Annotated in this window: 25 protein-coding genes; 22 read left to right on the top strand and 3 right to left on the bottom strand. The window is 37.0% G+C overall.

Translation table 11 applies throughout. From position 1 onward, the window contains the following. Positions 1 to 125: 125 nt before the first annotated feature. From CEQ83_RS16785 to CEQ83_RS16755, 7 genes are all read left to right on the top strand, one after another. Complete coding sequence (locus CEQ83_RS16785) at positions 126 to 416, top strand: hypothetical protein (RefSeq protein ID WP_014459067.1); 291 nt, start codon at positions 126 to 128, stop codon at positions 414 to 416. A 21-nt stretch (positions 417 to 437) separates the two neighbouring features. After that, entirely contained in the window at positions 438 to 1,202 is a 765-nt protein-coding gene (gene yidC / locus CEQ83_RS16780) for a membrane protein insertase YidC (RefSeq protein ID WP_098113680.1), read from the top strand. A gap of 55 nt (positions 1,203 to 1,257) precedes the next feature. Beyond that, positions 1,258 to 1,497: a hypothetical protein gene (locus CEQ83_RS16775; RefSeq protein ID WP_034268427.1), complete on the top strand. Its 240-nt coding sequence runs from the start codon at positions 1,258 to 1,260 to the stop codon at positions 1,495 to 1,497. Positions 1,498 to 1,772: 275 nt separating this feature from the next. Beyond that, positions 1,773 to 2,624 carry an ABC transporter ATP-binding protein gene (locus tag CEQ83_RS16770; RefSeq protein ID WP_098113681.1) on the top strand — a complete coding sequence of 284 codons (852 nt, stop codon included), beginning with the start codon at positions 1,773 to 1,775 and terminating at the stop codon, positions 2,622 to 2,624. Further along, positions 2,625 to 3,278: an ABC-2 transporter permease gene (locus tag CEQ83_RS16765; protein WP_098113682.1), complete on the top strand. Its 654-nt coding sequence runs from the start codon at positions 2,625 to 2,627 to the stop codon at positions 3,276 to 3,278. Between the two features lie 240 nt (positions 3,279 to 3,518). Further along, entirely contained in the window at positions 3,519 to 3,824 is a 306-nt protein-coding gene (locus tag CEQ83_RS16760) for a hypothetical protein (RefSeq protein ID WP_098113683.1), read from the top strand. A 456-nt stretch (positions 3,825 to 4,280) separates the two neighbouring features. Further along, complete coding sequence (locus CEQ83_RS16755) at positions 4,281 to 4,490, top strand: hypothetical protein (RefSeq protein ID WP_098113684.1); 210 nt, start codon at positions 4,281 to 4,283, stop codon at positions 4,488 to 4,490. Positions 4,491 to 5,056: 566 nt separating this feature from the next. On the opposite strand, the gene CEQ83_RS16750 is transcribed toward CEQ83_RS16755, so the two are convergent. Next, positions 5,057 to 6,103 (bottom strand): 2,3-butanediol dehydrogenase, encoded by a 1,047-nt coding sequence (locus CEQ83_RS16750; RefSeq protein ID WP_155009947.1) that lies wholly within the window; start codon positions 6,101 to 6,103, stop codon positions 5,057 to 5,059. 127 nt (positions 6,104 to 6,230) lie between these two features. Here CEQ83_RS16750 and CEQ83_RS16745 point away from each other — a divergent pair, with 127 nt between their 5' ends. The 3 genes from CEQ83_RS16745 (at position 6,231) to CEQ83_RS16735 (ending at position 9,533) form a co-directional block, all read left to right on the top strand. Beyond that, the gene (locus CEQ83_RS16745) at positions 6,231 to 7,133 is read left to right on the top strand and encodes a LysR family transcriptional regulator (protein ID WP_028414635.1); all 903 of its coding nucleotides are present in this window, start codon (positions 6,231 to 6,233) and stop codon (positions 7,131 to 7,133) included. A gap of 46 nt (positions 7,134 to 7,179) precedes the next feature. Further along, entirely contained in the window at positions 7,180 to 7,809 is a 630-nt protein-coding gene (locus CEQ83_RS16740) for a hypothetical protein (RefSeq protein WP_098113686.1), read from the top strand. A gap of 461 nt (positions 7,810 to 8,270) precedes the next feature. Then, positions 8,271 to 9,533, top strand: a complete 1,263-nt coding sequence (locus tag CEQ83_RS16735) for a SulP family inorganic anion transporter (protein WP_098113687.1) — start codon at positions 8,271 to 8,273, stop codon at positions 9,531 to 9,533. Positions 9,534 to 9,616: 83 nt separating this feature from the next. Here CEQ83_RS16735 and CEQ83_RS16730 read toward each other — a convergent pair whose 3' ends face one another. Continuing rightward, positions 9,617 to 10,561 carry a phosphotriesterase family protein gene (locus CEQ83_RS16730; RefSeq protein WP_098113688.1) on the bottom strand — a complete coding sequence of 315 codons (945 nt, stop codon included), beginning with the start codon at positions 10,559 to 10,561 and terminating at the stop codon, positions 9,617 to 9,619. Between the two features lie 215 nt (positions 10,562 to 10,776). Further along, a complete protein-coding gene (locus tag CEQ83_RS16725) occupies positions 10,777 to 11,283 on the bottom strand; it encodes a CcdC protein domain-containing protein (protein ID WP_176521448.1) in 507 nt (168 codons plus the stop codon). A gap of 255 nt (positions 11,284 to 11,538) precedes the next feature. On the opposite strand from CEQ83_RS16725, the gene CEQ83_RS16720 reads away from it, so the two are divergent. The 12 genes from CEQ83_RS16720 to CEQ83_RS27160 all read left to right on the top strand — a co-directional run bounded on the left by CEQ83_RS16720 (position 11,539) and on the right by CEQ83_RS27160 (position 21,870). Beyond that, positions 11,539 to 11,985 carry a helix-turn-helix domain-containing protein gene (locus CEQ83_RS16720; RefSeq protein WP_224980337.1) on the top strand — a complete coding sequence of 149 codons (447 nt, stop codon included), beginning with the start codon at positions 11,539 to 11,541 and terminating at the stop codon, positions 11,983 to 11,985. Between the two features lie 44 nt (positions 11,986 to 12,029). Next, positions 12,030 to 12,257: a hypothetical protein gene (locus CEQ83_RS16715; RefSeq protein WP_098113691.1), complete on the top strand. Its 228-nt coding sequence runs from the start codon at positions 12,030 to 12,032 to the stop codon at positions 12,255 to 12,257. A gap of 158 nt (positions 12,258 to 12,415) precedes the next feature. After that, complete coding sequence (locus CEQ83_RS16710) at positions 12,416 to 13,156, top strand: CPBP family intramembrane glutamic endopeptidase (protein ID WP_098113692.1); 741 nt, start codon at positions 12,416 to 12,418, stop codon at positions 13,154 to 13,156. 152 nt (positions 13,157 to 13,308) lie between these two features. Next, positions 13,309 to 13,443, top strand: coding sequence for a hypothetical protein (locus CEQ83_RS27650; protein WP_261763710.1), 135 nt, complete (start codon positions 13,309 to 13,311; stop codon positions 13,441 to 13,443). Between the two features lie 188 nt (positions 13,444 to 13,631). Further along, the gene (locus tag CEQ83_RS16705; protein ID WP_098113521.1) at positions 13,632 to 14,408 is read left to right on the top strand and encodes an SDR family NAD(P)-dependent oxidoreductase; all 777 of its coding nucleotides are present in this window, start codon (positions 13,632 to 13,634) and stop codon (positions 14,406 to 14,408) included. 198 nt (positions 14,409 to 14,606) lie between these two features. Then, positions 14,607 to 15,287: a FadR/GntR family transcriptional regulator gene (locus CEQ83_RS16700; RefSeq protein WP_098113520.1), complete on the top strand. Its 681-nt coding sequence runs from the start codon at positions 14,607 to 14,609 to the stop codon at positions 15,285 to 15,287. 63 nt (positions 15,288 to 15,350) lie between these two features. Further along, the gene (locus tag CEQ83_RS16695) at positions 15,351 to 16,538 is read left to right on the top strand and encodes an MFS transporter (RefSeq protein ID WP_155009948.1); all 1,188 of its coding nucleotides are present in this window, start codon (positions 15,351 to 15,353) and stop codon (positions 16,536 to 16,538) included. Between the two features lie 20 nt (positions 16,539 to 16,558). Further along, positions 16,559 to 17,206, top strand: coding sequence for an MOSC domain-containing protein (locus tag CEQ83_RS16690; RefSeq protein WP_098113519.1), 648 nt, complete (start codon positions 16,559 to 16,561; stop codon positions 17,204 to 17,206). Positions 17,207 to 17,575: 369 nt separating this feature from the next. Continuing rightward, positions 17,576 to 18,790, top strand: coding sequence for a threonine synthase (locus CEQ83_RS16685; protein WP_098113518.1), 1,215 nt, complete (start codon positions 17,576 to 17,578; stop codon positions 18,788 to 18,790). Between the two features lie 796 nt (positions 18,791 to 19,586). After that, on the top strand, positions 19,587 to 20,990 hold the full coding sequence (locus tag CEQ83_RS16680) for an MFS transporter (protein WP_033580232.1): 1,404 nt from the start codon (positions 19,587 to 19,589) through the stop codon (positions 20,988 to 20,990). A 295-nt stretch (positions 20,991 to 21,285) separates the two neighbouring features. Then, the gene (locus tag CEQ83_RS16675; protein WP_013056405.1) at positions 21,286 to 21,489 is read left to right on the top strand and encodes a cold-shock protein; all 204 of its coding nucleotides are present in this window, start codon (positions 21,286 to 21,288) and stop codon (positions 21,487 to 21,489) included. 207 nt (positions 21,490 to 21,696) lie between these two features. After that, positions 21,697 to 21,870: a hypothetical protein gene (locus tag CEQ83_RS27160; protein ID WP_165573550.1), complete on the top strand. Its 174-nt coding sequence runs from the start codon at positions 21,697 to 21,699 to the stop codon at positions 21,868 to 21,870. Positions 21,871 to 21,958: the final 88 nt, after the last annotated feature.

Genomic DNA, 21,958 nt, shown 5'->3' with positions numbered 1-21,958 from the left:
ACTTATTTTTTGACTCCTATAAGGAAATCGGTTTTGTGGGCTACATTAGATTAAATCTGCTTCATAAAAATATTTAACCTAAAATAAGGAAAATATGATACAATAATCCATAAGTATGTGAATAAATGGAATTATTTATACCGGATGCTTTAGTGTATTTATCATTTGCGATCATGACAGCATTCTTTGTACATGCTGCTATTAAACTAGCTACATTTCAAACAATACATAAGCACGTTTGCCTGCAGCAAAAAGACATGTATCTCATACAAAACGTAAATCTTTTACGTGCTCAGGATCTTATATGCTGCGTGTATCATAAATTTAAATTTATACATTCTGTTCAGAGACAAGAAGCAATAGGTGAACAAGACGATGAAGGTCCTTATTCGCCAGTATTTTTTTCGTTTAACTAAAAAAATACTGGAGGAATATAAATGTTAAAACATAAAAAGAAGCTTTTCTTTATTGTTGTTTCCATTTTTCTACTTGCCGGATGTGATTCAGCAAACGTGATTCAAAGTTCGCACACTCACTTTTTTGATCACTATTTTATTTATCCTTTTTCACTGCTCATTTTGTTTATAGGAAATACGTGGCTTCATCAAAGCGTTGGCTTTTCAATTATGCTTGTGACGGTGGGCGTACGTATGCTGCTGGCGCCTTTAAACATTCTTCAATATAAAAATCAGCTGAGCAATAAAAGTATACAGCCTCAGCTTCAACAGCTAAAAGAGAAGTACAAAGATAAGGATCCTGAGAGTCAGCAGCAATATCAGCGTGAAATGATGGAACTGCTTAAAGAAAATGGAGCTAACCCGCTGATGGGATGCATTCCTTTACTAGTTCAGCTTCCAGTCTTTTCAATTGTGTACTATGCGATTAGACGAATAGATGAGATTAGCGCATCGTCCTTTTTGTGGCTAGATTTAGGGCACTCGGATCCCTATTTTATTCTTCCGATCGTTGCAGCGGTTGCTACGTACTTACAGGGAAGAGTTATGCAAACAGGCGTAGATGGAATGAATTCATCCCACGCACTGCTAGCCCAAATTCTTTCGCCTGTCATGGTCCTTTCTTTTGGGATATTTTCACCGTCAGGTCTCGTCTTGTATTGGATGACGGGCAGTTTGTTTATGATCTTTCAATCTCTTGTATTAAAAAAGGTTTTTCGAGAAAAGGCAGTGCTTGAAGCAAAATAAAGAAATTAAAAGGTTGCTTTGCTTGGAGCAGCCTTTTAATGAAAGGAGGGGTACAGTGAAGAAATACATCATTTCATTCGGCGTAACAATTGGCACCATAGCACTTTTATTTTTTATCGGAAATACCTTTCATATTTCGTTGCTTTCAGTTCAGTGGATTTATGTAAATGAACCGGAAAATTTTCAAATGGAAGCAAAAGGCGGTTTAATACCGGTAGCCGTTGGACTTATTCTTGGTTTTATAACAGACTACGTATTAAGTGAAAAAGAAAAAAAGCAGGGTCATCAATTATAGTGAAGAAAAAAGGATCTTTTATAGGAGATCCTTTTTTTATTTGCGCTTTTGATAAGTGGATAGGATAAGAATAGTACAGGCAGATGTTGTCATACATATTACGATTATAAAAAACAAACGAAGGAGTAATAAAGCTTTAGGTTGTCATCGACTTTTTGTAGTTTACTAGCTATAATTGGTAGTGAATATTCATTTTTGTAAAAAAAAGGTGATATTACGAATCATCATAGCGATTAGATTACACTAACTACTAATAGAGAAAGTGAAGTGAGCAAATGACAAATCTTTTAGAAGTTAGAAACATGGCAAAATCGTTTGGCCAAAATGAGGTTTTAAAAGATGTTTCATTTCATGTACCTCCTGGATCGATTGTAGGATTTATTGGTGATAACGGAGCAGGGAAATCGACGACGTTTAAGGCGGTACTAGGACTGATTTCAAGAGATAGCGGTACGGTCGAAATATTTGGTGAAGACAATTTAAATAAAGATGCGACGATTAAAGAAGACATTGGAGTCGTGTTTGATGCGATTAATCTGCCGGTTTCTTTAACGATAAAACAGTTAAACAACGTTTTTAAGAAGCTGTTTAATTCTTGGGAAGAAGCTGATTTTCACCGGTTGATTCATTCTTTTTCATTGCCAGAAGATAAAAAAATACATACGTTTTCACGCGGCATGTCGATGAAATTATCTCTAGCGGTAGCGCTGTCTCACGGTGCTAAACTATTGCTGTTAGATGAAGCGACAGGAGGATTGGATCCTTCGTCTAGAGAGCAGATATTAGATGAATTAAAAGCTTTTGTCAGCGATGGGAACAGCGGAATACTGCTTTCATCTCACATTATGAGCGACGTCGAAAAAATCGCGAGCCATCTTGTTGTGATTAAAAACGGTGAAATTTTATTAAATGAAGAAAAAGAGAAAGTGTTTGAGGAGTACGCAATTGCCGTTATGAAGGAAGAACAGCTGAATGTACTTCCTGAAGATGTAGTAGTGGCAAAAAGAACGTATGATACGTCTGCCCGTGTACTCGTATCAGATAAGCATCAGCTGCCAGAAGGAACTGTAACTGAACCGATGTCGATGGAAGAACTAAGCGTGCTTTTAACAAGGAGTGAACGATAAATGAAAGGTCTATTGTTAACGAACTATTACCTCATTCACCGAAGCTTTTTGACTTACACAGCGCTCGCCATAGTTATTTCTGCAGTCATCTTTTATTTTGCTGATCCTTCATTTTATCGTATTATAGCGATGTTAATTATTTTATTAATGGCAATGCCAGCGCTTGAAGTGATCAAACTAGAAAGCAAAACCGGCTATGACAAATACGTGCTTACCCTTCCAATTAGCCGGAAAAATGTGGTGCAAAGTCACTATATTTTTTACTTTTTAATTGTCGTCAGCGGAACCATCCTATCTTATGGTGTTTTCTCAATGTATTCGCTTATTTCCAAGAGTGCAGTAGAGAATATAGTAAATATCGTTTCGTTTGGTACATTTATCGTACTTTTCGCCGGTGCAATTGCTTATCCGCTTCTTTATGTATTCGGGGCAGAGAAATCTGACGGAATAGTACTTGGAGGTGGAATGGGCGGCCTTTTCGTTGCGATTGCTTTACAAGGAGTTGTTGGGTATATAGTTGAAATATTAGCAGCATCCAGCTTACCGATCGCTTCTTCTTTGCATGTTCCTATCTTATATACTCTTTTGGGGATGGTAATGTATATTGCTTCTTACTTTATTGCGCTGTTTATCTACCGGAAGAGAGAATTTTAGTATGAATTGATTTTGAAGTAAATACTACAAAGCGTTCTTTAAGGTTATTTATCATCAAATAATTCAAACAAAAAAACAGCTAGAACATTTGATAAACTAAGCAAACAAGATCTCAAAAATATAGCTGATATTATTGGTGATCAAGCTTAACTTATTAAGGTTTTCACAAAAGTTAATTGTGTCCTCTAGACACATGTATTATAGTAAAAGATGCAGTTTTAAAATGGGAAAGGAGATTATATGGGGAATTTGTTTAAACGTGCTTCAAACGTATCAAAAAACGCTTTTATTGCTACACTGATTTTGTACATAATTATTGTAGCGTGTTTTATTCCGTCAATTGTATTTGCAGGAGCTTTCTTTGCTATAGTAATTAAAATAGCAGCAGCACTTTTAATCTTAGTAACAATCCTAGGAATGATTTATTCGTGCTTCATTAAAGGCGGCCAAAAATTTCTTTTTTTACTGTTACATGCCGCTTCTTTATTGATTGTTTTGTTTAGTATCTCTGCTTTTATGCTCGCTAAAAGCGCTGAGTTGACATAGTGAAGAGGAATTACATATGCAAAAAGGCAGGAGAAATCCTGCCTTTTTTATTTTTGTATGATTTCAAGAGGACTCGTATGTTCTGGAGAGGCGCCGCTGACTACTTGGCTAAACTTGTTTAACAAGAAGAAAAGAAGGAAAAGGAAGAAAAAGGAGATGTGATAATTTGGAAATGATCATAGCTGTGACAGCGGGTATGGGTTTTCTTTTATCTTTTTACCTTTTTTATTTTTACCCTGTTATGAGTGAAAGAAAGGGGAAACCTTTGAGTGAAAGCCAAACCTATATGATAAGAGAGCTAGCCGTAATCGTTCTTTTAGCCAGCGCTATAGCGGGAAGTCATTTTACCTAAACAGGATTGTGCTATTAATCGGTGCATCTCTTAATTGCTGACAAATAAATCGTATGCTGCGACTATCAAGCTAGGCGGGGTGAAAAAGAGGGGAGGCTAATACAATGAAATGGTACAAGCACGCGCTCATTCCTTTAGCTATAGGCCTTTTAAGCTTTGTGTGTTTTATCATTTATAGTAAGGCAGCGGCAAATCCGAGTCTTCAGCTGAACCAGTCGCTGTTTATTTCGATTGGTATAGGTATTGGAGCAGTTCCAGTATCCTTTTTTGTAGATTATCAAAAGAACAAAGAAAATAAAAAGTTTCATAGCTAAGTTGTTTGCCGAATGTCTCTTAGATCTTTAGTTTGTTGAAACGGATGTGATAATCTGTTTATTCTTGTGAAGATTGGTTTGTTTGTCTTCGTTATTTTACTTCACATTTCCTTTCGAAAACTGGTTTTGTATGCCCATAAAAAACAAAAGAAATCCCCAAAAGAAGGGCGAAGGATATTAATAGAAGGAGTTTTGGTTATTTTGATTATCCTGTTATCCATCTTAAACTTTTTAAAGTATTACTACGGTGGTTAAAAAGGGCGGGCATATGTATTTTATATATGTCTGGTCCTCGTCGATTAACCCATTGGTACCTCAACACTAGACTAGGAAAGTTTTTTAGGGGATCAATTCCGTAATGCATGGGATTCATGTAACCAAGCGTCCCACGGATTCAAATGTAATTAAATTAATGGGCATCGTTATGTAGTTGACTCGTTCATTCTTCTAAACTGTCAAATTGTGTTGGTGAAATTTTACACATCTCTCGGCTGGACCCGATTAAAGAAATAAAAAGCCACTAATTACGATCAGTGGCTTAGAGAAATCTTCATTGTTGATGATTGTTATTGCTGTTCCGATTTAACCAGAATTTTAACTTGGTTTTTTTCTTTAATCAGGCTTTCAAACCCTTCTTCAATTACATCGTCTAGAGCTATCTTTTTCGTTACTAACTTTTCGGCTGAGAAGTAGCCTTTTTGCATAAGAGACAATACTGCTGGGAACACGTTACGATAGCCAATGATTCCTTTAACAGTTCGTTCTTTAATTACAATATCATTCGGTAGAATTTCTGCTCCTTTTTCCCATATGCTAACGATAATCGTTTCTCCGCCAATTCCCGTAGATTGGATGGCTTGACGTAATACAATAGGTACGCCTGTTACTTCAAATGATACATCTACGCCACCGTCAGTTAATCTAGCAATTTCGGCTACCGTATCTTCAACTTCAGCAGGATTAATGATGATAGCTCCTAATTCTTCTGCTTTCGCTTGTCTTTCTGGAGATAATTCAACTGCATAAATATCGGTTGCACCTGCTGCTTTCAACGCTTCAATGACAAGAAGTCCAATTGGTCCACATCCAAATACAGCAACTTTGTCTCCGGCTTTCACTTTACTTGAACGTACTGCATAAAGAGCTACTGCCGCTGGTTCTACTAGAGCACCTTGTTCATAAGATAAATCATCTGGAAGTTTGAATAAAAGTTCTTCGTCTACTGCGACATATTCACTAAGACCGCCACCGCCTCCGGCTAAACCTAAGAATCCCATTTGTTCATCTAGATTATAAGCACCTTGGTGTCCATGTGTAGAAAAGATTGGCTCAACAACCACACGATCACCAACTTTATAATGGGTTACACCTTCTCCAACCTCTACTACTTCACCTGAGAATTCATGTCCAAGCGTCACTGGAGCAACCTCATTAGTGAGAGGGTGCGGTTTATCAACTGGAATAAAGATGGGACCACCTAAGTATTCATGCAAATCACTACCGCAAATTCCACACCATTTAACTTTCATTTTTACCTGACCAGCCTGTACAACTGGTTCATTTATTTCTTCAAGACGAATATCTTTTTGATTATGCCATCTTAGCGCCTTCATATACTCCATCTCCTTGTGTCATTTCTTTTACTATATCTATCAGTATACAACCAGATATACTTATGGTAAATTTAGTTAATATTAACGATTGTTAAGTAATACTTAACTAAAAGAAAAAGAGGGCATTATGAATATTGAACAATTGAAACATATAGTGGAAATAGATAAAACGGGTTCACTAAAAGAAGCAGCTGGTAACCTGCATATTACGTTACCTGCATTAAGCCAATCTATAAAAAATTTAGAGAAAGAACTAAATATAATGATTTTTCATCGTTCCAGAAGAGGATCTATTCCAACTGAAGAAGGTCATAGGTTAATTGAAAAGGCCAGCGCTGCTTTATTGAAAATTCAAGAATTTATGGATGAAGCAGAAGCGTATACAAATACAATGAATGGTGAAATAAAGATTGCAACCTACCCAGGACCAATGGAGATTCTCGTTCGCTTAATAACAGAAATTAAAAGAGAATATCCGAACATAAAGGCTTCTGTCTATGAAAATAGCACCGAGTATATTATAGATAAAGTTCTAGATGGGGAAGTAGATGTAGGTTTCATTACTTATACAGAAAAAGAAGAAAAAAAGTATCGGAACTTGGTATTTAAAAAGTTATTGGATGGTCATATGGTAGCTGCAGTAAATAAGAAGTCGCCATTAGCCAAACAAACACTCATTACTGAAGAGATGTTAATTAACCAGCCAATTGTTTTATATAACGACAAGTATATTCAGGAATTTATGAAAGGTTTTAGTTCACTGCCATGTGATATCTTGTTTACTACCAATAATGTAGATACAATTCGTCATACATTGGAAAATAATACGGCAATAAATATAGGATTTGACTACGCATTTAAAACAGATGCTGGTTTATCTAGAAGTGATCAATATGTAGTCGTTAACTTTGCTCCTCCGCACTATAAAACTTATTCTTTTGGGTATTTTTATAACGCCAATAATGGGCTTTCTAGAATAATAAGAGAATTCTTAAAGCGGATTCACAGAACTATAGTAAATAATGAATGATAAAGAGTGAAGGTTAAAAAGAATTATTTCAGAGAGAGGGAAATATGTGAAACGTCATTTAACTTTGCTTTTATCGTTATGTAGCAGTTTGTTCATTTTTTTATTGTCCCTGTTTCAATGGGATTTAGATGATCGTATAGGGAAATACGTAAGTCCATATATATGGTTATTCTTTGTCCTTCCTTTCTTTTTATTACTAACGCTGTGGACATTGATTTATCTCTTTAGTAGTAGAAAGTGGCTACCACTGGTTATTCAAGTGATAACCGTTGTGCTGTGGTTCTTCATTCCGTCTGAGCAGCTTAATTTAGACATAAACTTTAAACTCCATCAGCAGAAGAGAAAAGAAGTGGCAGCTAACATACAAAGTGGCGTCTTGAAAGCCGATGGAGTCGACTACCCATCGCTCATTCCTTTCTCCAATGAACCCGACAACTCATCGCTGATTGATCTACCGAAAGAGTATGCGAGTGTGTCCAGAGGTCGAGATGATGTTGCAGTAGAAACCAAAGGAAAGGCAATCTCCGTACTTTTCTTTACAAGCAGTGGACTATTCGGCCATTTCTCGGGTTTTGTGTATGACCCAAAAAACCGTAAACCTTCATCGGGCGATTTTGGTCTGAAGTTTGATGAAATAGAAAAGATACAAAAGAATTGGTATTATATATCTTATTAGTAAAAACAGGGGCTTTGAATTATGATTCAAAGCCTCTGTCTTTTAGTGTTCACGTTTGTAATTAATTGGCCTTATGTAACCGAGCTTCCTATGAATTCGAATATAGTTAAACGAATGGAGGTAGGCGTGTCGTCTACTTAAACTTAAAGATTTTTAAACACAGCCTGTCCACATCCATTCATTCTATCGTTACTATAGGGTCTAGTTATCTTGCTTTATTTACAACAAAGAACCGCATTTTATCTAAAAAATAACTAAAAGAATAAAAATAAGAATTTTTAAGAAAATTTTAATAACTGTCTAAGAAACTTCTAATTTCCTCTTTATTTTTTTGTAAGTTGTCTCCTTTAAGATAGAAGTAATCGAGTAGCCCACCTTATTTTGAGAAAGCTCAATAAGGTTGTATGACCAAAATACGAATGGGTAACCTCACTACTTAAAATGGAGGCTGATGTACACTTATGAATCTAGAGGTTTTTCGAAATTACTCCTTGCAGCATTTGAAGAAAGATATACTATCGGGTATTGTTGTTGGCATTATAGCTATACCTTTAGGGTTAGGATTTGCGATAGCTTCTGGAATATCGCCTGTTACAGGACTTTATACGACGATTGTAGCGGGATTGTTAATTGCTATTTTAGGTGGATGTAGGTTTCAAATCGCTGGACCTACGGGTGCGTTTGTTCCTGTTTTATTAGGAATTGTGTTGCAATATGGCTATGAAAACTTATTAATTGCCGGCTTTATGTCAGGGATTCTCCTCATTATCTTTGCGCTATGCAAAGTAGGAGCTTTAATCAAGTATTTTCCGTCATCTATTATTGTAGGATTTCAGTCAGGAATTGCGCTGATTATCTTTAGCGGGCAGATACCAAACTTCCTTGGACTGCACGCGATTGACAAATTTCAGTTTTTTCATTTGAATATAAAAGAGATTTTTGGTAATTTACACTTCATTAACATCTATAGTATCGCTACAGCAGGATTGTGCTTAGCTACGATTTTAATAGTTCTTTACTTTTCACCAAAGTCGCTGGGAATGTCCTATTTACTTGGAATTATTGTATCAACGGGCTTGGCATCTTTTTTCTTTTCCAATCAGTTTGAAACAATTAGTTCGATTTACGGAGAGATACCTCGTCATTTCCCGGCGCCAGCGTTTCCAAATATAACAGTGGAGAGGGTGGTAACTCTTTTACCTTCTGCGTTTGTAATTGCTATACTTGTAGGGTTACAGTCTTTGCTGACAGCTCGCGTTGCGGATGAAATGACAAAATCAAAGCACAGCAGCAAAAAAGAACTGATCGGTCAAGGAATTGTAAATATGGTAACACCGCTGTTTTCAGGTATTCCCGCAGCAGGAGAGATTGCAAGAACTGTTACCAATATTAAAAACGGCGCTTCATCTCCAATTGCAGGAATGACGCATGCTATCTTTGTGTTAATCGTGCTGTTAGTGCTAGCGCCGTATGCTTCATACGTTGCGCTTGCCAGTCTTGCGCCAGTTTTAATGGTCGTAGCATGGAATATCAGTAAAAAAGAACAGTTTGCAAAGGTGATAAAAGAAAAATCATTTCATTCACTGGTTTTACTTACGACATTTTCGTTAACAGTGTTTACAAACTTGACAATTGGAATAGCCGTCGGGTTGTGCTTATGTGGTATACACTTTATGGTGAAAAAGAGCCGCGAAAAACAAAAGCTATTAAGAAAAACAGGTTAACGTAAGGTAGAATAATACGCGAAAAACCCCCACTGTAAGCTTGCACAGTGGGGGTTTTTATAGTAACAAAAAGAATATCTCAATTATTTTCCTTCAAACCAGCAGCGGGCGTTATCAAAAAGCATATGCTGAATCTGCTGTTCCGTTAAGCCTTTTCTTTTTAACTCAGGCACGACTTCTTCTAATACAAAGCTCATCGACCATTTTGGAAAACGTTCTTCAATCACGCCTTCTGGAAACCAGTCCATTGTACAGCAGTAGTCTTGTGAGAGAAACATGCGGTTTGAATAGCCTTGTTTAGCTAACTGGATGACCGTATTATTTCTGTTTTCAGTTGAACATTCTCTAGTCAAGCCGTAGCGGTCCATACCGATAAAGGCACCTTGACTTAATATGTTTGAAATATACTCAAGGTTATCCGTATCTCCCGTATGTCCAATCAGAATTTGATTTGGATTAGCGCCTTCATCGAGTAAGATGTCCAGCTGCTTTAAGCCTGTGCCGCTTGCAGGATGTGAATGAGTCATAATTGGCACGCCCGTTTTTTTATGAGCTCGTGCGACAGCGCGCATTACTTTTTCTACATCAGCCGTTACGCCAGGTGCATCCGTAGCGCATTTTAAAAAGCCTGCTTTAATCGATGTGTTTTGAATGCCGACTTCAATGTCTCGAACAAACAGGTCTGCCATATAGTCAATGCTACGAGTTTGAAAGTGGGTAGGAATGTAGTTATACGTATAAATTCCTGTGGCTGCGATGATTTGAGTGTCTGTTTCACGGGCAATTCGCTCAATAAAACGAATATCGCGTCCTTGTTCCATCACCGTAGGATCACAGATTGTTTTAACTCCAAGCTTCTTTGCACGATTTACTTGTTCGACTGCTTTAGCGATTTCTTGTTTCTCATCATATAACTGAGGAAACTGTGCGTGAACAGATTCAGAACGAACGCGCATATGCTCATGGATTAGTGTTAGCCCTAGTTCTGACGCATCGACTTGGCCTGTTACAGAATTGATAAATGTCATGTGACGATTCCTTTCATTATATACCTGTAAATCAAACAGCTGGTGATTAGGTACAGTTTTCCTATAATCTGTTTTTATAGATAGACTTCTGTTATAAAAAACACATATTGCATTATACAATATATAGGTTGTCTTACACAACACGCGAGACTTTTACTCACTATGACAAAAAATCCTTCTTTCCAAACAGGAAGAAGGATTAGTTATATTGATGATTACCCAGCATTTACACTGTAATTATCACCATTTAATTTACGGAATTTTAAATAGCTGCCAACTCTCCAAATGACAATATATATAAAAGCTAGTGTCATCGTCAAGACCGCGAAGTCTATGGAATCTAAGCCTTTGAAGTACTGGCTCAAAGCCATTCTTATAAAGATAATGGCGATAATTACATATTTAAAATTCTTGTTTGGCTTTGAATAAATAAAGCCATCTTCTCTTACTTCATAGTCTGTTTGGCTAAGCATAATGAGTCCAAATATAATACCTAATACACCAGCAATCATCATTTCCCAGTAGGGTGGTAAGTGAAATGATTGGCCCGGTATGTGCATCATCTGACTTAGACTAAGAGAAAATGCAATGACTATAAAGAAAATAGGTGCTAATATACCAAGTCCATTCTTTTTAATGGGCTTATTTTTCTTTTTCATTTTTCTCCAAATAATGAATCCAATAAGAGCGATAACAAATAGATAAATAAGCAGCATTTCCATCGTCAGTTTGCCTCCTTTTTCAGTTCTACGTTCTTACAATCCACTATTTAGTATAAACAATAAAAGGATGAAGATAAAAGTGCATTCTTTCATTTTTTACACATGAGAATTCTCACTATTTTTTAGGGGTATCGTTTTATGGTTTATACGTCTCATTACTGTTTCTTTCTTTTTTACCACAATATGTTAGAATTGTAGAAAACGAGAAAACGTAGTGCAAACAAATTTTGTTTACAAGCTGCCACAGTTATAGAGGTGAATGAGTTGAGGCTAGGAAATCAATTAAAAAAATTAAGAGAAGAACAAAAAATGTCAGAAGAAGAGGTTGCTGAACAGCTGAGTGTATCGGTACAGCACATACATAAATGGGAAGGTAATCAGAGCTACCCTGATATCCAACAACTTTTAAACTTAAGCGACATCTATGGAACAACTATTAATGAGTTTATTAAAAATGATGCTGCGTTACAAAACAGAATAAACATTCAGGAAGAAGAAAAAGAAGACGACGATAAGCTGCTTCACCCAGGCTTTTATATCGGAATTGGCCTCATGTTTTTTGGGAATTTTCTGAGTCTCATCATCGGCAATCTTATGATTATGATGGTGACAAACATCGCTGGAATGTTAATTATCTGTTTTTATAAAGAAATCTTAAAGCTTTTGAAAGGTGTCAAAAAAGATTTTTATGAACAGAAATAAAAAGCAATGTTATGTAATAACACAAAAACGATGAGGTGTACAAGGTGAAAGAGTTAAATTTAAATTTTATGACCATCTCTTTTTTATGTTTAATCAGCTATTACTTATTTCGAGTGGGTGCATACGCTTTAGCGAGAAAATATGTAGATAAAACGTCTGAGGGAAGTGTTTTGAATTGGGCTGTAAATGTACTCGTGAGAGGCGATAAAAAAATGGAGTTCAGTGATTACGTCACATGGGCAGGGTTTTGTGCATTTTTGTATCTTGTGTAATCACAGTAAAAAAGGAGGAACGATCTTCTTATTTTAAAAGGAAAAAGCGTTGCCTCACATGGTCTTTGAGCTTGAATGATAAAAAGGTGAAAACATATAAAATCCTTAAAACGAATATAGGTTATCAATGAAGCCTAAAGTAGAAAGGTAGTGTAGTGATGATCAAGTCAAAGCTTTTATGGAAAGTTATTGGCCTAGAAATCTTAGTTATCTTTTGGTTTGTGGTAAACGGTGCATACGTGAGCATGACGCATCCTACTGCACATTATCTTCAGTTTTTAGGAGTTGTCCCTTTAGCAATAGGAATAGCTTTTTATCTAACAAAAACAAAAAAGTGGCAGCATTTTTTCTCCTTTCAACAAAACATGTCCTTTAGAACAAGAATCCTCGTTCTTTCTCCGCTTCTTTTGTATTTGCTTATTATCCTCATCGGGAACAAAGGTGTACACGGAAGTTCTACTGCAGATATTGTTCTTATTTTGCTTACCCAAACTCTAGTCATAGCATTTGTAGAGGAGATGGTATTTAGAGGATTTATGCTGAATTTGCTGTTATCAAAAAGCTATAAAGTGGCGGTTCTTCTATCATCGTTCCTATTTGCCTTTACGCACAGTTTGAATATGCTAAGCGGTCAATCGGTAGCAAATACAATTTTTCAAATTTTATTTGCATTTGTTATTGGGTTGGTCTTGGCTTTACTGATCGTTAACGGTCAATCGATTGGAGTGACGATTGTATTTCATGGCTTAAATAATTTTCTCCAGTTTACAAGCCCTGTCAACGCAAATGATTCTTTATTTGTTAATTACGCGCTGCTTTTATTTTTAGGCGGATATGCCTTTTATTTATGGAATCGAAAATCTACTTTATCTGTTTCTCAACATCAAGTTAGTGGCTAATGCTAATTAAAAGAGGTTGTGACAAAAGTAGTGTAGTTGAAGGTGAATCCGAACAAGGAATGGAGATTCTTGATGGAGAATCAAACTCGTTCGGATTTTTTGTTATTGGGATGAACGTAGATTTCGTTTATGTGGGTACGTGCGTCTAGCAGTTGATTGGAGGGCAAGGCGAAGACTCCTGCGGGAAAAGCGGAATAGGTGAGACCCCGCAGGAGCGTAAGCGACGAGGAGGATCAGCGGCCGCCCGCGGAAAGCGAAGCCTTGCACGGAAATCAACAGCGGTGTAGCGAGTGACCCAAACTAGCTCATGTATCCGATTTGCTCGCCTTTAGATTGAATTGCTTTAGTTGTGTCTCACTCTCTTTTTAGTGTTTCGAAGCAGGTATTAATCTACCCAAAGCTGAATAACTTCTATGGCTAATGTTACTAAATTTAATTTTTTGGGATCTTATTGAACACAAAAGGGGAGAACTATATGTTTGAAGAAAAAGTAGGGATTATTACGGGTGGAACGTCGGGGATTGGCTTAGCAACAGCGGAATTACTCGCAAAAGAGGGCATGCATGTTGTGATTGCTTCTAGAAATAGTGAAAAAGGAGAAGAAGCTCTTTCTGTATTAAGAAAATGGTCTCCTCACTCTCTTTTTATTAAAACGGATGTAACGAATAGTCAAGATGTCAAAAACCTTGTGAGCCACACATACTCTACTTTTGGAAAAATTGATGTTGGCTTTAATAATGCGGCTAACACGGAGGCAGCTTCTAATGCTACCCATGAATTCAAAGAAGAAGACTTTGACCATTTAATAAACGTTACGTTAAAAAGCGTATGGCTTTGTATGAAATATCAGCTGCAGGTAATGACCAAACAAAACAGCGGTGTCATCGTGAATACGTCGTCAATGGACGCTATTTTATGTTCAGCAGGGACAGGCGTATATGCGGCCGGAAAAAGCGGTGTGATCGCTTTAACAAAATCAGTTGCTCAAGAATATGGCCATCAAAACATAAGAATTAACTCTCTGTGTCCAGGTGCATTTCGGACGTCTATGCTAGAAGAAAAGTTTTTAGCTCTATCTTCAGAGGAAAAAGAAAAGCTCAATGAATCCTATCAAAAATTAAACGCGCTAGGCAGAATTGGTGATCCGTTTGAAGCCGCAAAAGCAGTAAAATGGCTCCTTTCGGATGACGCATCGTTTGTTACGGGTCAAAACATTATTGTAGACGGCGGGATTGGGTTTAGGTTTGAGTAGGCAGGCTTTTAAGTTTAACGGAGCCTTTTTTTACTACTGATAAAGACTTGTTAAAATCTAGAAGTAAGGGGCGGTGATTCTCCTTGTTTAATTATTAGTGTAACGAGCACTCCACGCGCTGCTCCTTAATCTATAGCACTCTTGCCAAACAACATAAAATTGTTTATCATAAAGGTGATATAAACAGGAGATGAGCAGATGAATATACATAATAAACAATCGTTTTCAAAAGTACCGCGTCGAAAGCTAGTGGATGAGGTGCTAGAGCAGCTTCAAACGAAAATTTTTTCAGGTCAATATCAGGTAGGAGATCAGCTTCCAACGGAGCCTCAGCTAATGGAAGAGCTCGGGGTAGGGCGATCTACTTTGCGAGAAGCGGTGAAAATTCTTGTTCATGCAAATGTACTGGAAGTGAAACAAGGAAAAGGAACGAGAATTAAGTCTCTTAGCTTCACACAGGATTCGTTTGAAACAAGACTTCAAACGGCAGATATTGATCATATTTACGAAGCGCGTGAAATGCTTGATTTGCAAGTGGCGATGTTAGCGGCGCAGCGTCGAACGGACGAAGACTTGTTAAAGATGAAAGGGCATTTAGATAAACGGAAAAAAGAACTTGAAAAAGGCAATTATGCTGAATATATAGATGCGGATATTCAGTTTCATCTTTCGATTGCAGAAGCTAGTAAAAATAATGTTTTAATGGATTTATATCAATCGTTTGTGCCTGTACTGCGACATACGCTGAGTCAGCTCATTTTAAAAACGATTGATTATAAAGATAATTCCACCATTCATGAAAACTTATTTACCGCTATTTTGAATGGAGATACAGAGCAAGCAAAAAAATATGCCGGTCAAAATTTGGAGCTTATCTAAGTTCCTTTTTTAAAAAGTTAAACATCAGATGATATACTGAATCAACGAGAGAGGAATAACAACATGAAGTCAAAAGAGAGAATATATGTGTACGTGATTGCTTTATTTTTAGTTTCAATTAATTTACGAATCGGTATTACATCCGTATCGCCTGTGCTTGAAACCATACGTAATCAGCTGGGATTGAGCAATGTTACAGTTAGTTTTTTAACAGCTATTCCTGTGTTATGTATGGGGTTGTTTGCATTGTTTACAGGAAAACTTGAAGGGCTGTGGGGAGCTGAAAAAGTGATTTCTTTTTGCTTAGTGGTGATTGGAATCGCGACGTGTATGAGAGTGGCCGCACACTCAATATCTGTTCTTTTAAGCAGTGCTTTTCTTTTAGGTGTAGGTATTGCCATCGCTGGACCGCTGTTATCGGGATTTATTAAAAAGAAATTTCCGAATAGAATAGGCCTCATGATCGGAATTTACTCCGTGGGCATGGGAACGGGCGCTTCGTTAAGCGCAGGGCTGACGGTACCTTTGCAGCATGTACTGCACGATTCGTGGAATGTAGCTCTTGCTAGCTGGAGCGTGCTGGCCGTGATTGCTCTCATTGTTTGGTCTCCGATTGCGCGTAAATCTCAGCAAGCGTTTGGCTCCAGAAAAAACAAGCTGCCGTTAAAAAATAAAAAAGCCTGGCTGTTTACGCTTTTCTTTGGGCTGCAGGCCGGCATTTTTTACTCTGTGACCACATGGCTAGCGCCAGCCGCACACGATTTGGGCATGAGTAATCAAGAAGCGGGTACGCTTATTACCGTTTTTACGTTCGTTCAAATGGCGTTTAGCTTTTTAATTCCAACGCTAGCTGATTATTATAAAAACCAAACCTTTTGGCTTGCGAGCAGTACACTGTTTGCATCAGCGGGTTTAGTTTTCATTCTCTATCCTTTAACCAGTCTTTGGTTTTCTTCGATACTATTAGGAATAGGGCTTGGAGGACTTTTTCCTTTAGCACTTATGCTGCCGTTAAATGAGACAGATTCGCCTCAAGAAGCGAGCTCATGGACAGCTATGATGCAATCAGGGGGATATATCGTAGGAGGGTGTGCTCCAATTTTATCGGGTTTCGCACGCGATTTCTTTCATACAAACACGCAATTATTTTTTGTTTTACTTGTTTTAACAATGTGTTTGCTAGTGCTTACTGCATTCATGCACAAGCGCTCAGAGCGAAAAGAATTATCACATGATGAAAAAGTCTATTGATTTAAAAAAGGAGAGAGCATATGGCAGATCACTATCAAGTTCAGTCGCTTAACTACGGAAAAATTGAAACACTTACTTATGGAAAACGAACGTTTCAATCCGCCATTCGAAAAACAGCAGCAGATGAACCCGTCTTTTTAAGTAAGTTGGGGCTAGAAGGTGACGAGCAGGCGTACAAAGATCATGGAGGAGTGGACAAAGCGCTATGTCTGTATCCTTATGATTATTATGAATACTGGAATAACATCATCCAAAACCCTGTTAAAACCGCGTTGTTTGGAGAAAACATCACAACCGTTGGATTAACAGAAAGAAACGCGCACGTCGGGGATATATTTGCATTTGGTGAGGCTATTATTCAAGTATCTGAACCTAGAAATCCTTGTTACAAGCTTGCTGCAAAATATGAAGTGCCGGATATCGTCGTGAAAATGAGAGAAACAGGCTATACAGGGTTTTTATTTCGCGTTTTAAAAGAAGGCATCGTCTCAGTGAGAGATGAGTTGATCTTGCTTGAAAAAGATCCGAACGAAGTGTCTATAGCAACAGTTAACGACGTAAAATTCAAAGACCGGTTTAATAAAGAGAAGCTGGATAGAGTTCTGCAAGCAGAGGCCTTGTCTACTAGTTTAAGAGAGGTCTTATTGAAGCAGTTTCGTTCTGAATAATAGTGAAGGTGGAGTTTTATATAAGTGTACATTCTATTATTACGTTTGTTCAGCATCGAAAGTGCACTCACTGCCCTTCGTTACCTCCTTCAAGTCGCTTTTTAACACACTAAAATAATTATTCCTATATTTAAAGTGTGAAGTGCGTTTCTTTTTCGCATTTTTATTTAAATTTACTGAGGTTAATTCTAAAAAAGTAATATAAACAACGTAGGAAAAAGCATAAAATCTTAATTTAATAGTATTTTATGCTTTTTAAAATATTCAATAAAATGATGGGTAAATCATACCTTACAATTCTGATAAAAATAATATAAATTATAATGTATATAGGGTAGTATGTTTACAGAATTTAAAGGAGTGTGTATGATGCCGTTTAGTTATGTTTCTCACTTATATTGTCCTAAATGCAAAAAAGAATATAGTCCAAAAGAAAAACATCAATTATGTGAATGTGGCTCACCGCTATTGGTAGCGTATGATTTAGAGAGATTGAAAGCTAACTTGACTCCAGAAGCTGTTCAAAGCAGAGAACCAAATTTATGGAGATATCATGAGCTGCTTCCAGTAGAAGATCCAAAAAACGTCGTGTCCTTAGGTGAAGGGATGACTCCGCTTATAAAAATGCCTAAGCTAGGGAAAGAAATGAACATTCCAAACTTATATATGAAAGATGAAGGCATTATTCCAACGGGATCATTTAAAGCTAGAGGCGCCGCTGTAGGGGTGTCAAAAGCAAAAGAACTTGGCGTTGAACAGTTAGCGATGCCTACAAATGGCAACGCAGGAGCTGCTTGGTCACTGTATTCGTCACGCGCTGACATAAAAGCAACCGTTGTCATGCCAAAAGATGCGCCTGTTATTACACGAAATGAGTGTGCTGTTGCTGGAGCTGAACTTTACTTAGTCGATGGACTCATCAGCGATGCGGGTAAAATTGTCGGCGAGGCTATTAAAGCATGGGGTCTTTATGACGCTTCTACGCTTAAAGAACCGTACCGAATCGAAGGTAAAAAAACAATGGGCTTAGAAATTGCTGAACAGTTTTCTTGGAATCTTCCTGATGTGATTTTATATCCAACAGGAGGAGGCGTTGGCTTAATTGGAATCTATAAAGCGTTAAATGAATTAAAAGAGCTTGGCTGGATTAAAGGTGATCTTCCTCGTTTAGTTGCGGTACAAGCTGAAAACTGCGCGCCTATTGTAAAAGCATGGAATGAACGAAAACAAGAATCTGAATTTTGGCCGGATTCTTCAACCATCGCCTTTGGTATCAACGTACCAAAAGCAATTGGGGACTTTCTTGTTTTAGAAGCCGTATACAATACAAATGGATGTGCGATTGCGGTCGATGAAGATAAGATTGTGGAAGAACAAAAAAAGGTTGCGCAGCTTGAAGGATCGTTTATTTGTCCGGAAGGTGCGGCTACATTTTTAGCTGCACGCCATTTGCGGGAAGAAGGCTGGATTAAAGAAAACGAAACGGTTGTTGCTTTAAATACAGGGCTTGGAGTTAAATATCCAAATACGGTAGATATTGAAGTACCAATTTTAGAGCGAAATGGCAGCCTTACTAAAAAATAAAGCAAGTGAAAAAATAGATCTCCGTCTAAGTGGAGGTCTATTTTTTATGTCATCGCACACTCACACTTATTTAATGTAAAAAATTGTAATTATCGTGAATCTTTATGTTCAAAACTATATGAGTGAATGTAGGTTTAAAGTTTGTCTTAGAGGGTATTTAAGAGAAGAAAGAGGATATCTTTCAATTTGGGAAAACAGCTTGGTGAGGAGGTTGAGCGAGCATATTACAAAGCTTGAAGAATATGACAAAAGCAGCACTGTAAACCAGTTTGCTTTTACGGTAGAAAACTTCCATGAAGCCACGAACCACGATAGGGAGAAAGGAGCTGAATTTTTATCCCCCGAACCCAGCCAACTCTTGAAATTTTGTTCTAAGGGCAGAATCATACACTGTTACAATTATTAGAACGAGCTTTATAATTTATTACTAAGTTTACATAATTTTTGTAATGAAAACCGTGTATTCATTGCAAAAATGAAGCTTGTATCTAATGGGTTATGACAATAATTGTCAGGTGATCTGAGTGGAAATTATGATCCGTGAATTGTACGTTGAAATAAAAAAATTATTTTATTTTTAATTAATTTCTTTATCAACGATTATTCTTTAGCATTTTTTTTGCTCTAACCCCTTTAGCAGCAACCTTTTTTATATTTACCACCAGATGAATATTTTTTGTTTTTTACTTAAAAATAAGTAGTGTTCCAAGACAGTTACGTGTGAATTACAGTAAGTCAAATTTGACTTTACTACTCAGTCTTGTATAATCGTATACCGCGGAGGTGACGTGATGAAATGAAGTTTAACAAGAAAAAAATTAACGTCGTAGATATTGACAAAGCTAAAAAAAGCGTCTTTGCTACAGGAGTAGGAAACGCGATGGAATGGTTTGACTTTGGCTTGTATTCATATTTAGCCGTTATTATTAGTCAAAACTTTTTTAGTGCAGTTGAAAATGATCAGCTCAAATTAGTGTTCACATTTGCCACATTTGCGATTGCCTTTTTAATGCGTCCATTAGGCGGTGTTATATTCGGTAAAATTGGAGACAAGTTAGGAAGGAAAGTCGTTTTAACCACCACCATTATTTTAATGGCCTTTTCCACATTACTCATTGGGTTGTTACCTACATATGATCAAATCGGTATATGGGCACCCATCCTTTTATTAATTGCACGAATCATTCAAGGTTTTTCAACTGGTGGTGAATATGCTGGTGCGATGGTGTATATTGCAGAATCGTCTCCAGACAATAAGCGAAATGTGCTTGGAAGTGGACTAGAAATCGGTACACTTGTTGGCTATATTCTTGCTTCACTGCTAGCCAGCTTACTGTTTTTTGTTCTCTCGGATAAACAGATGGCCTCATGGGGCTGGAGAATTCCCTTCTTATTAGGATTGCCTTTAGGACTTATTGGTTTTTATTTACGAAGAAGTTTAGGGGAAACACCTATTTTTGAAAATGAACTTTCCAACGAAGACGAAGTTGAAGAAGAAAGCTTCCTCTCTATTTTAAAAAATCACAAAAAAGATGTGTTTGTTTGTTTCGTAGCCGTGGCTTTCTTTAACATTACAAACTATATGCTATTATCGTACATGCCTTCTTATTTGAATGAAATTATTGGTTTATCAAACACAGTTGGTACGGTATTAATTACGGCAGTTATGATTTTAATGGTGCCGCTTGCTCTTATGTTTGGAAAACTGAGCGATAAAATCGGAAACAAGAAAGTTTTCTTAATCGGTTTAGGCGGATTGAGCTTACTGTCAGCCTTTTCGTTCTATTTAATCAACTTAAATGGTTTAGTTTTTATTTCAATCGGTATTCTTATTCTAGGTGTTTTACTTGCTACGTATGAAGGAACAATGCCAGGAACGCTGCCAACGATGTTCTACACAGATATTCGCTACCGAACATTAGCGATTACGTTTAATGTTTCAGTTTCTATCTTTGGTGGAACGACGCCATTAGTTGCGACATGGTTAGTTCACGCAACGGGCAATCACTTAGCTCCAGCGTTCTATTTAACGATTGTGAGCATCATCGGATTTTTCGTAATCTTGTTCCTGTTCGCGAACACGGCAGGAAAATCACTGAAAGGTTCATACCCTACAGTTGCTTCTAAGTCTGAGTACAATGAAGCGGTTGAAAATCCAAAAGATTCATTATGGTGGCACACAGAGCAAACAGAAAAATAAAGTAAATAATAAGCAGCTGCTACATTCACTGCTGCGTAAAATAGGAACACTGAAAAAGAGCCTTCTCTTTGTATAGAGCTACAAAGAGAAGGCTCTTTTTATCGTTCGATGATTTATTCCATTTCCTGTATTTGCTATCTGCGGTTCCGTATGTTACGATTAAATTAATTATTTTTGTTCGGTATAGGATTGAGAGAAGAGAAATCTCTTCAATAGAATTTTTTATCTTAAGATAGTATGGTTGGACAAGGGTAGTAATACAACCGTGGAGTATTCCACACCAGGAGGCACTATTATGGAACAAGGTACAGTGAAATGGTTTAATGCAGACAAAGGCTTCGGCTTTATCGAAATTGAAGGCGGAGACGATGTATTCGTACATTTCAGCTCTATTCAAGGTGAAGGCTTTAAGTCGTTAGAAGAAGGTCAAAAAGTAACGTTTGACATTGAACAAGGTCAACGCGGAGCACAAGCTGCTAACGTTCATAAAGTAGCATAATTAATCCAACGTAAAAAGACTCCACATAGGGGTCTTTTTGCTTTGGATTTTAATAATTAAAAAAGAAATCTTCATTGGACTAGCCGTTGGAAAAGGTTGCTGACTATCAGAATGCTGATAACGTCTCAAATATAAGATGCACATTATATTTCCCGATAAATAAAGTTAAAAATTTGCTTGTTTTTGATATGAGAGAGGATGAAGGATATGAGTATAAGCTCATTTGCTAATGGAGAAACAGTAAGTATAAAAGCATCTAATGAAATAGTGATCATCTTAAAAAGTCATTATGTGAAAAATATGAAAAGATATTCTTATACAGTTGATAAATATCCCAGTACATTTTTCTTTGAAGAAGAGTTAATGAAGCACGAATCATAATTATTCATGAAGAAATATTGATTTATAGTTTGGATTCCGCCAATACTATGCTATACTGAGTTTACCATTTGTATTACCGATTACTATT

It is taken from the genome of Priestia megaterium (assembly GCF_009497655.1).
Taxonomy (GTDB): Bacteria; Bacillota; Bacilli; order Bacillales; family Bacillaceae_H; genus Priestia; species Priestia zanthoxyli.
Note: the sequence above shows the minus strand (reverse complement) of the source record. Positions and strands in the feature narration are given on the sequence as shown.

Excerpts from the sequence above, each read along its gene's own strand:
- CEQ83_RS16785 (WP_014459067.1), top strand. The coding sequence starts at position 126 with ATGGAATTATTTATACCGGATGCTTTAGTGTATTTATCATTTGCGATC.
- yidC (WP_098113680.1), top strand. The coding sequence starts at position 438 with ATGTTAAAACATAAAAAGAAGCTTTTCTTTATTGTTGTTTCCATTTTT.
- CEQ83_RS16770 (WP_098113681.1), top strand. The coding sequence starts at position 1,773 with ATGACAAATCTTTTAGAAGTTAGAAACATGGCAAAATCGTTTGGCCAA.
- CEQ83_RS16765 (WP_098113682.1), top strand. The coding sequence starts at position 2,625 with ATGAAAGGTCTATTGTTAACGAACTATTACCTCATTCACCGAAGCTTT.
- CEQ83_RS16760 (WP_098113683.1), top strand. The coding sequence starts at position 3,519 with ATGGGGAATTTGTTTAAACGTGCTTCAAACGTATCAAAAAACGCTTTT.
- CEQ83_RS16755 (WP_098113684.1), top strand. The coding sequence starts at position 4,281 with ATGAAATGGTACAAGCACGCGCTCATTCCTTTAGCTATAGGCCTTTTA.
- CEQ83_RS16750 (WP_155009947.1), bottom strand. The coding sequence starts at position 6,103 with ATGAAGGCGCTAAGATGGCATAATCAAAAAGATATTCGTCTTGAAGAA.
- CEQ83_RS16745 (WP_028414635.1), top strand. The coding sequence starts at position 6,231 with ATGAATATTGAACAATTGAAACATATAGTGGAAATAGATAAAACGGGT.
- CEQ83_RS16735 (WP_098113687.1), top strand. The coding sequence starts at position 8,271 with ATGAATCTAGAGGTTTTTCGAAATTACTCCTTGCAGCATTTGAAGAAA.
- CEQ83_RS16730 (WP_098113688.1), bottom strand. The coding sequence starts at position 10,561 with ATGACATTTATCAATTCTGTAACAGGCCAAGTCGATGCGTCAGAACTA.
- CEQ83_RS16725 (WP_176521448.1), bottom strand. The coding sequence starts at position 11,283 with ATGGAAATGCTGCTTATTTATCTATTTGTTATCGCTCTTATTGGATTC.
- CEQ83_RS16710 (WP_098113692.1), top strand. The coding sequence starts at position 12,416 with ATGATCAAGTCAAAGCTTTTATGGAAAGTTATTGGCCTAGAAATCTTA.
- CEQ83_RS16705 (WP_098113521.1), top strand. The coding sequence starts at position 13,632 with ATGTTTGAAGAAAAAGTAGGGATTATTACGGGTGGAACGTCGGGGATT.
- CEQ83_RS16700 (WP_098113520.1), top strand. The coding sequence starts at position 14,607 with ATGAATATACATAATAAACAATCGTTTTCAAAAGTACCGCGTCGAAAG.
- CEQ83_RS16695 (WP_155009948.1), top strand. The coding sequence starts at position 15,351 with ATGAAGTCAAAAGAGAGAATATATGTGTACGTGATTGCTTTATTTTTA.
- CEQ83_RS16690 (WP_098113519.1), top strand. The coding sequence starts at position 16,559 with ATGGCAGATCACTATCAAGTTCAGTCGCTTAACTACGGAAAAATTGAA.
- CEQ83_RS16685 (WP_098113518.1), top strand. The coding sequence starts at position 17,576 with ATGCCGTTTAGTTATGTTTCTCACTTATATTGTCCTAAATGCAAAAAA.
- CEQ83_RS16680 (WP_033580232.1), top strand. The coding sequence starts at position 19,587 with ATGAAGTTTAACAAGAAAAAAATTAACGTCGTAGATATTGACAAAGCT.
- CEQ83_RS16675 (WP_013056405.1), top strand. The coding sequence starts at position 21,286 with ATGGAACAAGGTACAGTGAAATGGTTTAATGCAGACAAAGGCTTCGGC.
- CEQ83_RS27160 (WP_165573550.1), top strand. The coding sequence starts at position 21,697 with ATGAGTATAAGCTCATTTGCTAATGGAGAAACAGTAAGTATAAAAGCA.